Genomic DNA, 14,552 nt, shown 5'->3' with positions numbered 1-14,552 from the left:
AAAGTATATCATTCCGATGAAGTTTATAGTATAATGCAAATAGATATTATTTTTTAAAAGTAATTATAAAGTAGTATCGATTTTCATTATCAGTCATTAAATATTTACACTCGTTGAAGTTTGTATAAAACAACATGATTTACAGTTCATGTTTTAAATGTTATGACCGATTATGATAGAAGGAGTGAAGGAGTAAATGGTTACATTATATACATCACCAAGTTGTACATCTTGTCGTAAAGCGAAAGCTTGGTTAGAGGAAAATGATATTGGATATACAGAGCGTAATATCTTTTCAGAGCCGTTATCAATCGACGAGATTAAAGAAATTTTACGTATGACAGAAGATGGAACAGATGAAATCATTTCAACACGTTCGAAAACTTTCCAAAAACTAGACGTTCAGGTAGACGCTATGCCTTTGCAAGATTTGTATGAATTAATTCAGCAAAATCCTGGCCTATTGCGCCGTCCGATTATCATTGATGAAAAACGTCTACAAGTTGGTTACAATGAAGACGAGATCCGTCGTTTCTTACCACGTAAAGTGCGTACTTTCCAACTTCGCGAAGCTCAAAGACTTGTGAATGGTTAATTTTTATATTTGTCTGTTTAAGATTTAAATACGAAACCAACCAAGTAACGTTTGCTTGAAGTTGGTATATAAAAAATAAGCAGCAGGGAGCTAGTGGCTCCCTGCTGCTTATTTTTTGTCGAAATAGCAGGGAAAATGAAGTATATATGTAATTAGTAAAGAAAGAGAGTAACTAAACATATAAAAGTGGTGGTGAACGGAGTGGAGCTTTTACAGCTAAAATATTTCCAAGTAGTTGCTAGACTAGAACATATCAGTAAAGCGGCCGAAGAGCTATACGTATCTCAGCCTGCACTCAGCAAAACGATTTCACAGTTAGAAAAAGAGCTAGGCATTCGTTTATTTGATCGAAATGGTAAATACATTAAATTAAATCGGTATGGTAAAGCATTCTGTGCCAAAGTAGAACTTGCTTTAAAAACATTGGAAGACGCAAAGCACGAGCTAAAGGATATGTCGAACGATCCATGTGAAGAAATTCGTCTTGTTGTATTAGCTAGTTCACATTTACTTCCAGAGCTATTAAGCAGATTTCGTGAGCAATATCCTCAGGTGCGTTTTCGATTGATGCAGCACTTGACTAATTCTAATTCACAGCCTGATTTTGATTTATGTATTTCAGCTTTTCCATTAACAACCCGTCAGATCGAACATACTCCTTTGCTTCGTGAATCGATTTTGCTTGCAGTGCCTCTTGATCATCCTTTAGCCAAGCAATCACGTGTAAAGTTAAATGAACTTAAAAATGAGAAATTCATTGTGCTAAAGAAAGGAAAAGAGCTAAGGAAAATAACGGATGTAATTTGTAAGGAACAGAATTTTGCACCTCAAATTACGTTTGAAAGCGATGACCCAGCAACAGTGAGAGGTTTGATTAGAGCGAAGCAAGGAATAGGTTTTATTCCTGAAGTAACTTGGGGAGGTTCTACAGGCAAAGATGTAAAACTGCTGAAAATTGAAGAGGAAACATTTGAACGTACTATCTTTTTAGCTTGGAACAATGGAGGCTATGTGACGGATTTACAACAAATCTTCAGGCAGTTTGTGATCGATTATTTTAAACATTTACCCTCCGGTATGTCTCATGAATACATATAAAAATCATGACTAAATGTCATGATTTTTATTTCTTTTTCGAATAAATCTAAAGTGAACAGTAGAGAAAAACTGCATTATGTCATTTTTGATATAAGTATATAACTAAAAATGCATAGGTTATTCAACTTCTTTCCTTTACACTATTTTTAAACTATAAAGTAAACGTTTTCAATGATGGAGTGGGGAGGAAGTAATATGATAATCTTCGGTGTAGCACTGCTATCTATTTGCATGTTGATAGGGGTAATTGTAGGGGACGCATTAGGAGGGCTGATGGGAGTAGAAGCCAACGTTGGAGGAGTAGGGGTATCCATGCTTCTTCTTGTACTAGCGGTGGATTATTTAAAGAAGAAAAATAAACTCCAAGTAAAATCCGAAGAAGGCATTGCTTTTTGGGGAGGTATTTATATTCCTATCGTGGTAGCAATGTCTGCACAGCAAAATGTTGTAGCTGCTCTTGATGGAGGAGGCATGGCGCTTCTTGCAGGGGTGGTAGTAGTCGTAGTAGGCTTTTTATCCATACCATTTATCAGCAGAATAGGAGAGAAAGCGAAGGTGAAAGAACAAGAAATAGAGCTTTCTATTTTACCTAAGGAGCAGATCAAATGATGAATATGATCAAAGAAGGATTAGAAAATAACGGGCTGATTACGGCATTTGCTATTATTGGGATTGTCATGTATATTGCTTACTTTTTATCAGATAAATTAACAAAAGGAAGAGTTCACGGATCTGCTATTGCTATTATGTTTGGATTAATCCTTGCTTATATCGGTGGAGTGAACACAGGAGGAGAGAAAGGAATTTCTGATATACAGTTATTTTCAGGAATTGGTTTAATGGGCGGAGGGATGCTGCGAGATTTTGCCATTATTGCTACTGCGTTCGGTGCCAATTTTAGCGAAGTCAAAAAAACGGGAATCAGCGGGATTACGGCCTTGTTTTTTGGGGTTTTCTATTCCTTTGTAATAGGTGTAATTATTGCTCTTTGTTTTGGATATAGAGATCCCGTTGCTTTGACCACAATCGGAGGAGGAGCCGTGACCTATATTGTGGGGCCGGTTTCTGGAACTGCGATTGGGGCCTCTTCTGATATTATCGCGTTAAGTATAGCTGTAGGATTAATTAAATCCATTTCAGTTATGATTTTAACACCGGTATTTGCTAAGAAAATCAAATTAAACAACCCTCGTACAGCAATGATCTATGGAGGAGTTATGGGGACGACGAGCGGTGTAGCAGCTGGTTTAGCCGCAACAGATGTAAAACTTGTACCTTACGGAGCCATGACAGCTACATTTTATACAGGTCTTGGTTGCTTACTCGTACCATCTATTCTTTTTTTACTCACAGAGATTATTTTTTAAGTGTACAAAGTGTTTTATGAATAAAAGACTGCTGTGCTCATTAAACTAAAGAAAAGGCCATACTAAATAAAAATGTTTAGTATGGCCTTTTCTTTATCATTTAGTTGAACGAAAGCTATTAACAACCATGCCGCTTATCAGCACGACAGCAATTGTTATAAACGGAATAAATGTTCCTAGAGATGTATGGTCTGTAAAGAATGAATGTAAGTTCTTTTCATGCCCAATCATATTTCCAGCAGTATAAGCTAAAATAGCTGCCCCACCATAAACGAGCAGGGGAAATCGCTCCATCAAATACAAAATGAGCTTGCTTCCCCAAACAATAATGGGGACGGATACGAGTAATCCGGTAACAACCAAGATAATATTTCCATGAGCTGCGCCTGCTACAGCTATTACATTATCTAGTCCCATTACAATATCAGCAAATACAATCGTTCTTACAGCGGCCCCTAATGTCACACCTGCACGGATTGAAGATGCATCATCACCTTCTGATACAAGAAGCTTAAAGGCAATGATCACTAATAAAAAACCGCCGATGAGCTGCAAGTAAGGAATAGTTAGTAAATAAACAGCTAAAATAGTAAGTACAATGCGAACGATCACAGCTAAGCCAGTCCCTAAAAAAATAGCTTTATTTCGCTGATATTCAGGTAAGTTGCGGCTTGCTAAGGCAATAACAATAGCGTTGTCTCCACCTAATACAATATCGATACCGATAATAAGAAGAATGGAGGTTATTAATTCTAAATCCAATAGTCTTCCCTCCCAATATGTAAGGATAAGTAGCTCATATTGCTTTATCTGTGTTCACTTTTAAAAAAAAGCGTTCATAGGGTAAAGAGATTATGTATATAACAAAGTAAGGTGTAAGGTGGCTATGAGTTGTCAGAGTATTTTTTATTTCCTTTCTTTCGCATTTTGTCATAAAATAGATATACAAGGTTCACTCAAATAGTGTATGCTTGTATATCCCAAGTTAGAATGCTTTACAAAGTGAGAAAGTACATGTAATATTGCTTTAACACGGGGGTAAAATAGTCCCTTCATCGTTTAGGGGTAATGTTCGAAATGGCCGGATTACCTTCACTGATTTTTCCGAAGGGAGAGATGATAATGGAAATCGAACGCATTAATGAAAACACAGTAAAATTCTTTGTCACTTACGTAGATATTGAAGAACGTGGATTTGATCGCAATGAAATTTGGTTTAGCCGAGAGCGCAGTGAAGAGCTATTCTGGGAGATGATGGACGAAATTCATCAAGAAGAAGAGTTTGTAGCAGAAGGTCCTCTTTGGATTCAAGTACATGCGCTTGAGAAGGGGCTAGAGGTTATTGTAACAAGAGCACAAGTTTCAAAAGACGGTCAAAAGTTCGAAGTACCTGTTGGTGAAAATGATAAAATCGATATCCCTGTAGATGGAAAAATTGAAGCGTTGCTTGATCATCAAGCGAATCAAAATAAAAAAGCTGATTTTGAAGAAGAAATTATAGAAGACGAAGGGCTACAGTTCGTCGCACGCTTTCAAGACTTAGAACATTTAATTTCCTTAAGTCACCATTTAGAGTTAGATGATATCATCAACAGCATGTACGTGTTTGAAGGGAAATATTATTTATACGTTGAGTTTACAGATGATGAAGATTTTGTAGCTGAAATTGATAACATTTTAAGTATCATTTTAGAATATGCAAATGAATCAAATGTAACAGTTCATCGTTTAATGGAATATGGAAAAGAATTAATCAGTGAAAATGCACTTGAACAAGTAAAACAGTATTTTCCTTTACGATAATAGCAGCCGATTTCATGTATATGAAATCGGTCTTTGTTTTGTCTTCATTTTGGGAAAAGCTCTCTGCTTGTATGAAACGAACATAAGTGGAGAAAGAAGGAAACTAGTTTCTGAACGAGAAAAGTGTAGGGTTAAAATTCCCAGTTTGAGGATAATAACGGTACATGGGTCCGTTGTTAATGATGAAAGATTGGTTTTAGGATAGGTGAAAACAAGTTGAAAAATAGATTACAGCTTTTAATTTTTGTTATTGGTATTATTGCTTTGCTTTATTTTACAAAAGGGTATTGGGACGGTAAATTTATTGGCGTGCTAAGTATCTTAATTACGATTAGTGTTGTTTTCATCGGTCTTGTTATTTCATTAGAAAACCGTCATCCAACTCAAACGCTAACGTGGCTCGTAGTATTAGGCGGTTTCCCGGTAATAGGGTTCTTTTTTTATTTGTTATTTGGACGCAATACGCGAAAACGGCGTTTATTTGCTAAAAAAGCAAAGCTGGATGAACAGGTGCTTTTAAAGATGGAAAGAGATTCCGGTGTATTAGAAAATCACTTTGAACAGTTGGGCACCAGTAGAAAGCAAATGCTGAAGCTAGCCGTCAGGCTTGGAAAGAGTCCAATTTCTTTTTCATCAGATACGCGCGCATTGACGAATGGAAAAGAGACGTTTCACGAAATTATGGAATCATTAAAGCATGCAAGGCATCATATCCACTTAGAGTATTACATCGTACGACATGATCACTTAGGAGAACAAATTAAAGATATTTTAATTCAGAAAGTACAAGAAGGAGTTTATGTACGTTTCTTGTATGATGCCGTGGGCAGTTTTCAGCTTTCACCGCATTATATTCACGAGTTAAGAAACGCGGGCGTAGAAATGATTCCGTTCTTGCCGGTCAGACTTCCATTTCTTAATAATAAAATCAACTTCCGTAATCATCGTAAAATTGTAGTCATTGATGGAACAATTGGATTTGTAGGAGGTTTGAACATTGGTGATGAATATCTCGGGAAAAGTCGGCATTTTGGCTTTTGGAGAGATACCCATTTGATGGTGAAGGGTGAGGCAGTCCGTTCATTGCAGCTTATTTTCTTGCAAGACTGGTATTATATGACAGGTCAGACGATGCTTACTCAAACGTATCTGTCGCCGGATTTAATTGACATTGATATGGAAAAGTGCGGCGGTGTTCAAATGATTGCTGGCGGACCAGACCGTGAGTGGGAAATTATTAAACACTTATTTTTTTCGATGATTACGTCTGCGAAAGAGTCCATTTGGATTGCTTCTCCTTACTTCATACCTGATGAAGATATTTTTACTTCTCTCAAAGTAGCTGCTCTAAGCGGTATAGATGTAAGGCTTCTTGTACCTCAGAAGCCCGATAAAAAAATTGTTTTTCATGCATCACGCTCTTATTTTCCTGAGCTGCTAGAAGCAGGTGTGAAAATTTACGAGTATAAAAAAGGATTTATGCACAGCAAAATTGTGATTGTTGATAGAGAAATTGCCTCTATTGGAACAGCTAACATGGACATGAGAAGCTTTCATTTGAATTTTGAAGTAAATGCTTTTTTATATCGCACAGCTAGTACCCAAAAGCTCGTATATGAATATATGCAAGATTTAGAAGAAACGAGTGAGCTTCACTTTAAAGACTTTGAAAAGCGGCCATTTATACAGCGGCTATTTGAATCAACGGCCCGTTTGCTTTCACCGCTATTATAATCGCTGTAAACCACATTGTGTATGCTGCAATGTGGTTTTTTTCTGAAAGAAAAGGGTTTAGTAGAAAGGTGTCGAATACAAGGATATAGCTCGCTACTATAGGAAGGAGAAATGTACGATTGTTAGTTGCCCAAACAGAAGAAGGCCTCATTTCACTAGCTCAGCGCTTTTCGCTTGAACAGCTTAAGCTGTGGAAAAAAGAAAAGCAGTTCTACTGTCCCTCTTGTCAATCCCCTGTACAGTTAAAGGTAGGTACAAAAAAAATCCCTCATTTTGCTCACCTGAAAAAAACGTGCGTCGCTCAGCATGAAGGTGAAACAGATTATCATCTCGACGGAAAACGAAAGCTGTTTCACTGGTTTAGTTCTCATCTTGAAGTCGAGTTAGAAAGTTATCTTCCTGACATTATGCAGCGTCCAGATCTCCTTGTAGATACGCCCTCGCAAAAATATGCAATCGAATTTCAATGTGCTTCCTTATCTTCCTCAGTGCTAACCAAACGTTCTATTCATTATGAGAAAGGAAATTATATGCCCCTTTGGATTATGGGGGCAAAAAGAATGAAGCGCTTATCCACTTATATGTATCAACTTTCTTTTCAAGAGTGGCAGTTTCTTACTGTTTCCGATTATACGCCCACACTTCTTTATTTTTCACCTTCTACTAATCAACTGTTGAAACTTGAACATCTTATTCCTTTTTCGTCTCAGATTTGTTATGCACAGCTTGTCGTGCTCTCTCCTCACGAGCATACCTTTCATGATCTTTTTTCTACACATACACAACCTCAATTTTTCTCTTCATGGATAAAGAAAAAGAAGGCATGGCGAACGCATTATATCCTCTATCCTAATCAGAAGCTTCAGCCTTTTTTACACGCTCTTTATGAAAACAATATTCCTCCCTCCCATATTCCAGCAGAAGCAGGCATGCCGCTGCCTTCTTTATACATGGTTGAAACGTCTGCTACTATATGGCAAACGTGGCTGCTTCTTGATTTAATGCAGCAGAAGCAAGTAGGGGATTTAGTTACAGAACAAGAGTTATGCCGGCTATGGCTCTGCAGAATTCATAAGAGGCATATTATATTTCGGTCTTTGCCAATGGCCCCTGTTGCTGTGGAACAGCCCCTGTTTGAGTATATAGAGGTGTTATGCCGGCTAGGGATGCTAACGTATATAACTTCTGGGGTATACAAAATCAGAAGGCCCTACACGATTCCAAAGCAAACATCTGATGCTTTTTTAGAAGATGGACAAATGATGAAAAGGTGGTTAAATCAAGCAAAAGAAGTGACATAACCACTGAAAATCAGTACGCTTAAGAAAGAAGCCTTTTTTCAAAAGCGTACTGACTTTTGATTAATTCTTTTAAAACAACATACAATAACGAAAGAAATAAAAAGGATTCGTCTTAGAAAAAGCGAACAGTTATAGACAGGTAGAAAAAGATGGAGGGATGACCATGAGTGAACAATCAAAAGTAAAAAAGTTACCAAGTAGAAGCGAGATAAAAGTAGAAGATACGTGGAAACTAGAGGATATTTTTGCTTCAGATGACGCATGGGAAAAAGAATTTGAAGAAGTAAAAGCTCTTATTCCGCAAATGGAAAAATTCAAAGGGAAACTTGGAGAGTCCGCTCAAACTTTATACGACGCTCTTCAAGAGCAAGACGAGCTCACAATGCGCGTTAGTAAACTTTATACATATGCTCATATGCGCTACGATCAAGATACCACTAACTCTTTTTATCAAGGGTTAAATGATCGTATCAAAACACTTTATACCCAAATTGCAAGTGCACTATCGTATGTAACACCAGAAATTTTGTCTATTGAAGAATCAAAAATTAAACAATACATGGGGGAACATAAAGAGCTAAAGTTATATGCTCATGCATTAGATGAAATTACTCGCGAGCGTCCGCATATTTTATCAGAAAGCGAAGAAGCGCTTCTTGCTCAGGCTTCTGAAGTGCTAGGATCTTCAAGCAACACGTTTGGAATGCTAAATAACGCAGATTTAGAATTCCCTTCCATTAAAGACGAAAATGGAGAAGAAGTAGAAATTACGCACGGACGCTATATTCGTTTCCTAGAAAGCAGCGATCGCCGCGTACGAGAAGAAGCGTTTAAAGCGGTGTACGAAACGTACGGTAAATTTAAAAATACGTTTGCAAGTACATTAAGCGGCACGGTGAAGAAAGATAATTTTAGCGCCCGCGTTCGTCACTATAATTCAGCTCGTCACTCAGCTCTTAGCACAAATAATATTCCAGAAGAAGTATACGATAACTTAGTTAAAACAGTGAACGATAATTTGCATTTGTTGCATCGATATATTGATTTACGTAAGAAAGTATTGGGAATTGAAGAGCTTCATATGTATGATCTCTATACGCCTTTAGTAAAAGACGTAAAAATGGAAGTAACCTATGAAGAAGCAAAAGATTATATTTTAAAAGGTCTGAAACCACTAGGTGAAGACTACCTTAATGTGTTAAAAGAAGGATTTGAAAATCGTTGGGTAGACGTTCATGAGAACAAAGGCAAGCGAAGCGGTGCGTATTCTTCAGGAACGTACGGTACCAATCCTTATATCTTAATGAACTGGCAGGATAATGTAAATAACTTGTTTACACTAGCCCATGAATTTGGCCATTCTGTACACAGTTATTACACAAGAAAAACGCAGCCATATCCTTACGGAGATTATTCAATTTTCGTGGCAGAAGTAGCTTCCACGTGTAATGAAGCGCTTCTAAACGATTATTTACTAAAAACAATTGATGATGAAAAGCAGCGCTTGTACTTGCTTAACCATTATTTAGAAGGGTTCCGCGGTACGGTATTCCGTCAAACGATGTTTGCTGAATTTGAGCACGATGTGCACGTGCGTGCTCAAAACGGAGAGCCGCTTACACCTGAATTGTTAACAAAATTGTATTATGACTTAAATAAAAAGTATTTTGGAGACAACTTAGTAATTGACGAAGAGATTGGGTTAGAATGGGCTCGTATCCCGCATTTTTACTACAATTACTACGTTTATCAATATGCTACAGGATTCAGTGCAGCAGCAGCATTAAGCAAGCAAATCCTTGAAGAAGGAGATGCAGCTGTTGAGCGCTATGTAGGTTTCTTAAAGTCAGGAAGCTCTGATTATCCAATTGAAGTGCTGAAAAAGGCAGGGGTGGACATGACAACATCTCAGCCTATTGAAGAAGCGCTAGCCGTATTTGAAGAGAAGTTAACGGAAATGGAACGTTTATTAAATCAATAAAATTAAAATGAAGCAGGAGCTGTATCCTGCTTCATTTTTTAAATCCTCGAAACTTGTTGTGATTGTTAAGCAATGTAAAAATAATAAGAATAGCTAAAAATAAGAGAGGGCCTGCGATAAGGAGAGGAACAAGCTGCATAAGAGATAAAATATAGAATAAAAAAGAAAACAAAAGAATAACAACCCCTAGAGTAATTCCAGCAATTTTCATAGTTAACACCTCTATTAAAAGCATAATTGGTTGTACTATATGAGTGAATCTGGCTGTTTATGAAGTTTTTTTATAAAAAAGTGAATAAAATTGAAAAAAGGGGTTGCCAAAAGTCGACATAATTTGCTATAGTATTAATCGTGAAGTTTATCACAAAACAAACATATACCCCTTTGTTTGACCGTGAAAAATTTCTCCCATCCCCTTGTTGTCTTAAGACAAACGAAAAGACTTGGCGAAAGCCAAGTCTTTTTTGTTTAGTTGATGCTTAGGATAAGCATCAACATGTAATGATTAACAGCTCTTTTCAGTACTTCTCCAAAAGGTTCCGTATTTGACAGGAACTCTCTCAACCACTTGCTGAAGCTGAAGTTTTTTCAATTCTTTTTCAGCCTCTTCTAATGATAAACCATACACAACTGCAACTTCTTTTGAAGCAACAAATTGAAAATAGCTTAAAAATGAACGAAGAGGCGGAAGACAAGCTGGATCTGGGTCAATTTCTAACATCTCTTTAATAATGTGTACATATGTTTCGTACGAATAGTATCCTGATATCTTAATGCCTTCTTCTTCAACTTTCTCGTTGAAGAACACAAGAGTTGGAATCTCATCGACATCCATTTCCGACGTGATTTTTAAATCACATTGAAAGGCTTTCGCAGCGTAATCTGAATGCAAATCTTTTACAAATTCATTAACATCTAGCCCCACATGTTTTGCACATTGTATTAGAACAGATTCTTCTGTAACATTTTGTTTTTCTAAAAATACTACTTCTTGAAGTCTTCTCAAAAAGCGAATGCCCTGTTTCTTTCCTTGCAGACCAGCCGCTTTAATCGCAATTGATGCAGCGTAAGGAGTATCGATTGGGTTTTCAAGCCACAGATTGCCGTCACATGACATACCGGAGCGGCTTCCAGTTTTCTCCCACGATTTTGCAATATGTTCAAATTTCTGCTGTGCTCCAATATTTAATTGCTGTAAGTTTCCGCCAAGCACATGCTTGAGGGATAACAGCTGACCATATTCTATTTGTAACTTCTTTAGAATAGGCTCGAGTGCCCAGCATTCCGGGCAAAGAGGGTCAACAAATACATAGATTTCAAGCGGTTTTTTATTTGAACCTTGACAAAGCTGATGCAAGGATGGGTATTGGCTATTTAGGTTACTCAATGTGAAAATCCTTTCTCATCTGTCTGTTCCGGTGAATTAATCATGTGTTGGGCAGTTAAAATAAGACGATGATAAAGTTCATCTCTCTCAGGGCCTTCTAAATTAATTTCGTCCATTGCTTCATGCATACACGTCAGCCAGGCTTTGGCTCTTGACGGTGTAATTTCAAAAGGAAGATGCCTAGCTCTCAGCATAGGGTGACCATGCTCTTCAGTGTATAACGAAGGCCCTCCTAAATATTGTGTCAAAAATTGCTTTTGCTTTCGTGCTGTTTCTGTTAAATCATCAGGAAAAATTGGCGCGAGCTCAGGATGTTGTCCAACGCGTGTATAAAAAGCATCAACAAGTTTTGAAATCGTATGTTCACCGCCTAATAATTCGTAAGGGGAGTGGATTTTTTCTCTCATGTTGATAACTCCTTTGTTATAAGAAATATACGTCTTAACTCTTTGGTGTTTTTTACTTTCCTTAATTTTAGCAGTGTCATTTCGTTAACTCAAACTATCCGCTTACTTCTTCTATTGGAAAAGAGATAAAGTGGAATTTTACATAAGAAAAGTCTATCATGCTGTGGCGAATCACTAATTATGAGAAACAAAGGAATACTTTCACAAACGTTTCCTTCTATTTATATAGTGTAACCTCGACAAACTATAGCCATTCCATGTTCGAGTGGCGAATGATTTGGCTCCTTTACACAAGATAAGAAGACATAATTTTATTTACATATTTTTGCGTTTCTTGAAAAGGAGGTACTCCGCCGTATTTATCGACATTACCTGGTCCAGCATTATAGGCTGCCAACGCTAATTTCACGTTTCCGTTGTATTTATCTAACATTTGTCGAAGATATTTGGCTCCTCCAAATACATTTTGTTTGGAGTCGTACGGATCTTCTACACCAAGAGCTTTAGCGGTTGCTGGCATTAGCTGCATAAGCCCAGCCGCTCCTACAGAACTTTTGGCAGATGGATTAAAGTTTGATTCTTGTTTAATAACAGAACGAATAAGTTTAGGGTCCAGCTGATAGTGTGCAGCTGCTTCTGTAATGATCGTTTGTACATCATGAGATACCGTTTCTTTTGTTTGTGCAGGTAAGGCAGCATTTGAAGCTGCTGCCTCACCTGAGGAAGAAACAGATGGCTCGGACTGCATTTGGACCGCCGTAGATGGAAACATCTGCGCTGATTTCAAGTAAAGATTGGTACTCATTTGAGGTTCTTGATTGACGTAGTCTTGAAAAAGCTGAGCAAATACAGAGAGTAAAGCTGTACCAAGCATCACGTTAGCTGTTGGCAGCTGGTTGTTAACTGAAAGTGGCTGAGTTCCAGGAAATTGAACGGAAGACATGTAATTGTTAATATTCATGCTCATAAATTTATTCTCCATCCATTAACGTATACTTTCGCTTGTAAAACCGTCGAATTTTGTTTTCCGTTGGTTTCTTTTTAATATCAAGCTCCGTAAGCAATTGCTCAAAATATTTTGCTCCTTCATTGGCATCGGTTACTTCGTATTCAAGTTCATAATCCTCAGCACCTAGATAAAAGCTATGATCGAGTACAAGTAACCCGTTTTTATATGGAATTTCTGCTCGACTTGTACGCAAAGTCCCAAAATAAGTTAGCGCATGGCTATCAACTTGTAAATCAGTAATAAGCTGTTGAATTGTTGACGGAATCTTGGCGCTGCCATCTAGCAATTCTTTAGCTTGTTCATTTGTTAATGCTTCATGTGTTTCTAAAAGACCCTCTTGATGAGGCTGTTTGAGCGTGAGAACGAACTTATCTTTTTTGCTTCGAATTCGCAGGGCAGCCCCGCAGTCTTTTAATGAGAAAGCAGGTGTATCAAAATAGTGATTTTCTTGAGAACCAAACTGATCTTCAGTTAATTGAAAGTGTGAGCGGAGACGATCAAACTCTTCTTTCGTTACTATATTTTTAAATTCAATTTCAATTTCTTGTTTCAATGAAATCATCCTTTTAATTTAGGTCTTTTGGTAAGGTACTTTCCATCTTAATTTATCACACTTTTTAAGACAGTAAAACTACATTTCCTAACAGGAATATCCATATGGGGAACTTGGAAAATGAAGAAATACGGATTGTTTAGGTTTTACCTTTATTAAACGTTCCTGGAATGTGTTAAAATAGTAACGAATTGTATAGTTGGAAGGAGTTTATTTATGCACAATCGAATTGACATCACTACCTGTGTGATGAAATCAAATGAATTACATTTAAAAGCAGACCCTATTGAGACGAAAATTGAACAATTGGAAGATACAAAACAAATGCTTGTTGACTCAGATAACATGTCATTTGTATATGTTGTAGATATTAATGATCAATTTATGTATGTTGGCCTTAGTGATAATATTTGGGCAAATTTAAAGCACGTCTTACATAAAGATATGAAAGTATTTTTAGAAATTAATAAGGAAGTAATTGAGCTATCAGCCGTTAAAGAAGAGCTGTCTTATCTCATCAGTAACATCGAAGGAAATGTGAATTATGGAGACGAGATGGTAGCAAGAGTAGAGGAAGTTTTTTTAGATAAAGAAAATAAGTAATAGAGAGAAAAGAGGGGGGTGTTATTAATGATCAGGCATTGGGATTTATTTTTAGCACCGTATAAACAAGCCGTTGAAGAACTTAAGGTGAAATTAAAAGGAATTCGTTCACAGTATGATATGAAGTCTACGCATTCACCTATTGAGTTCGTGACGGGACGAGTAAAGCCTATCGCCAGTATTTTGGATAAAGCGACTCGAAAAGGAATTTCTCTCGATCGCTTAGAGGAAGAGATGCAGGACATTGCGGGACTCCGTATGATGTGTCAATTTACGGACGATATTAAAGCGGTCGTAGAGCTCCTGCGTCAGCGCACAGACTTTGAATTGATTGAAGAAAGAGATTATATTCTTCATAAAAAAGAAAGCGGCTATCGTTCATATCATGTGGTCGTATGTTATCCTGTTCAAACAATTAAAGGTGAAAAGAAAATTTTAGTGGAAATTCAAATTCGTACACTGGCTATGAATTTTTGGGCTACAATTGAGCATTCTTTAAATTATAAGTACAGCGGGAAATTTCCTGAGAATATCAAAAAGCGACTTCAGCGTGCTTCTGAAGCGGCTACTCAGCTCGATGAAGAAATGTCTCAAATACGAGGTGAGATTCAAGAAGCTCAGGCTATTTTCTCACGAAAAAAAGAATCGGCGGAAGAATCTTAGGTATGACTCAGCAACAGCTTTGTACATTGGATGGATAGGGGGAGAGAATTA

General features: G+C 37.3%; 15 protein-coding genes. 10 read left to right on the top strand and 5 right to left on the bottom strand.

Annotated features, from left to right (window positions below; genetic code table 11):
• The first annotated feature begins 196 nt into the window (after positions 1 to 196).
• The 4 genes from spxA to madM all read left to right on the top strand — a co-directional run bounded on the left by spxA (position 197) and on the right by madM (position 3,060).
• Positions 197 to 595, top strand: coding sequence for a transcriptional regulator SpxA (spxA, locus tag MMB68_RS17475; protein ID WP_013055422.1), 399 nt, complete (start codon positions 197 to 199; stop codon positions 593 to 595).
• A 201-nt stretch (positions 596 to 796) separates the two neighbouring features.
• Positions 797 to 1,693: a LysR family transcriptional regulator gene (locus tag MMB68_RS17470; protein ID WP_221785520.1), complete on the top strand. Its 897-nt coding sequence runs from the start codon at positions 797 to 799 to the stop codon at positions 1,691 to 1,693.
• 195 nt (positions 1,694 to 1,888) lie between these two features.
• Positions 1,889 to 2,302 (top strand): malonate transporter subunit MadL, encoded by a 414-nt coding sequence (madL, locus tag MMB68_RS17465; protein WP_013055424.1) that lies wholly within the window; start codon positions 1,889 to 1,891, stop codon positions 2,300 to 2,302.
• Complete coding sequence (madM, locus tag MMB68_RS17460) at positions 2,299 to 3,060, top strand: malonate transporter subunit MadM (RefSeq protein WP_028407477.1); 762 nt, start codon at positions 2,299 to 2,301, stop codon at positions 3,058 to 3,060. The genes madL and madM overlap by 4 nt, the downstream gene beginning before the upstream one ends.
• Positions 3,061 to 3,156: 96 nt before the next feature.
• Here the strand turns inward: madM and MMB68_RS17455 are convergent, their stop codons facing one another.
• Complete coding sequence (locus MMB68_RS17455; protein WP_277549213.1) at positions 3,157 to 3,822, bottom strand: TerC family protein; 666 nt, start codon at positions 3,820 to 3,822, stop codon at positions 3,157 to 3,159.
• A gap of 360 nt (positions 3,823 to 4,182) precedes the next feature.
• Here MMB68_RS17455 and mecA point away from each other — a divergent pair, with 360 nt between their 5' ends.
• The 4 genes from mecA to pepF all read left to right on the top strand — a co-directional run bounded on the left by mecA (position 4,183) and on the right by pepF (position 9,879).
• Positions 4,183 to 4,863: an adaptor protein MecA gene (mecA, locus tag MMB68_RS17450; RefSeq protein WP_013055427.1), complete on the top strand. Its 681-nt coding sequence runs from the start codon at positions 4,183 to 4,185 to the stop codon at positions 4,861 to 4,863.
• A gap of 216 nt (positions 4,864 to 5,079) precedes the next feature.
• Positions 5,080 to 6,597, top strand: a complete 1,518-nt coding sequence (gene cls, locus MMB68_RS17445) for a cardiolipin synthase (RefSeq protein ID WP_221785519.1) — start codon at positions 5,080 to 5,082, stop codon at positions 6,595 to 6,597.
• A 119-nt stretch (positions 6,598 to 6,716) separates the two neighbouring features.
• Positions 6,717 to 7,898, top strand: a complete 1,182-nt coding sequence (locus tag MMB68_RS17440; protein WP_221785518.1) for a competence protein CoiA — start codon at positions 6,717 to 6,719, stop codon at positions 7,896 to 7,898.
• 163 nt (positions 7,899 to 8,061) lie between these two features.
• Entirely contained in the window at positions 8,062 to 9,879 is a 1,818-nt protein-coding gene (gene pepF / locus MMB68_RS17435; RefSeq protein ID WP_221785517.1) for an oligoendopeptidase F, read from the top strand.
• 505 nt (positions 9,880 to 10,384) lie between these two features.
• Here pepF and MMB68_RS17430 read toward each other — a convergent pair.
• The 4 genes from MMB68_RS17430 to MMB68_RS17415 all read right to left on the bottom strand — a co-directional run bounded on the left by MMB68_RS17430 (position 10,385) and on the right by MMB68_RS17415 (position 13,235).
• Complete coding sequence (locus tag MMB68_RS17430) at positions 10,385 to 11,236, bottom strand: ClpXP adapter SpxH family protein (protein WP_013055432.1); 852 nt, start codon at positions 11,234 to 11,236, stop codon at positions 10,385 to 10,387.
• Between the two features lie 26 nt (positions 11,237 to 11,262).
• Positions 11,263 to 11,673: a globin domain-containing protein gene (locus MMB68_RS17425; protein ID WP_013055433.1), complete on the bottom strand. Its 411-nt coding sequence runs from the start codon at positions 11,671 to 11,673 to the stop codon at positions 11,263 to 11,265.
• Between the two features lie 286 nt (positions 11,674 to 11,959).
• Positions 11,960 to 12,640, bottom strand: coding sequence for a lytic transglycosylase domain-containing protein (locus MMB68_RS17420; RefSeq protein WP_221785515.1), 681 nt, complete (start codon positions 12,638 to 12,640; stop codon positions 11,960 to 11,962).
• Positions 12,641 to 12,644: 4 nt separating this feature from the next.
• Positions 12,645 to 13,235, bottom strand: a complete 591-nt coding sequence (locus MMB68_RS17415) for a CYTH domain-containing protein (protein WP_221785514.1) — start codon at positions 13,233 to 13,235, stop codon at positions 12,645 to 12,647.
• 216 nt (positions 13,236 to 13,451) lie between these two features.
• Here MMB68_RS17415 and MMB68_RS17410 point away from each other — a divergent pair, with 216 nt between their 5' ends.
• Complete coding sequence (locus MMB68_RS17410) at positions 13,452 to 13,838, top strand: UPF0738 family protein (protein ID WP_028407485.1); 387 nt, start codon at positions 13,452 to 13,454, stop codon at positions 13,836 to 13,838.
• 27 nt (positions 13,839 to 13,865) lie between these two features.
• A complete protein-coding gene (yjbM, locus tag MMB68_RS17405) occupies positions 13,866 to 14,501 on the top strand; it encodes a GTP diphosphokinase (protein ID WP_014461566.1) in 636 nt (211 codons plus the stop codon).
• Positions 14,502 to 14,552: the final 51 nt, after the last annotated feature.

The sequence above is a fragment of the Priestia sp. Y58 genome (assembly GCF_029522095.1).
In the GTDB taxonomy this organism is placed as follows: Bacteria; Bacillota; Bacilli; order Bacillales; family Bacillaceae_H; genus Priestia; species Priestia megaterium_E.
Note: the sequence above shows the minus strand (reverse complement) of the source record. Positions and strands in the feature narration are given on the sequence as shown.

What these genes read in the sequence shown, in the direction of transcription:
- mecA (WP_013055427.1), top strand. Translation starts at nt 4,183, where the DNA reads ATGGAAATCGAACGCATTAATGAAAACACAGTAAAATTCTTTGTCACT.
- madL (WP_013055424.1), top strand. Translation starts at nt 1,889, where the DNA reads ATGATAATCTTCGGTGTAGCACTGCTATCTATTTGCATGTTGATAGGG.
- yjbM (WP_014461566.1), top strand. Translation starts at nt 13,866, where the DNA reads ATGATCAGGCATTGGGATTTATTTTTAGCACCGTATAAACAAGCCGTT.
- MMB68_RS17410 (WP_028407485.1), top strand. Translation starts at nt 13,452, where the DNA reads ATGCACAATCGAATTGACATCACTACCTGTGTGATGAAATCAAATGAA.
- MMB68_RS17420 (WP_221785515.1), bottom strand. Translation starts at nt 12,640, where the DNA reads ATGAGCATGAATATTAACAATTACATGTCTTCCGTTCAATTTCCTGGA.
- spxA (WP_013055422.1), top strand. Translation starts at nt 197, where the DNA reads ATGGTTACATTATATACATCACCAAGTTGTACATCTTGTCGTAAAGCG.
- madM (WP_028407477.1), top strand. Translation starts at nt 2,299, where the DNA reads ATGATGAATATGATCAAAGAAGGATTAGAAAATAACGGGCTGATTACG.
- pepF (WP_221785517.1), top strand. Translation starts at nt 8,062, where the DNA reads ATGAGTGAACAATCAAAAGTAAAAAAGTTACCAAGTAGAAGCGAGATA.
- MMB68_RS17425 (WP_013055433.1), bottom strand. Translation starts at nt 11,673, where the DNA reads ATGAGAGAAAAAATCCACTCCCCTTACGAATTATTAGGCGGTGAACAT.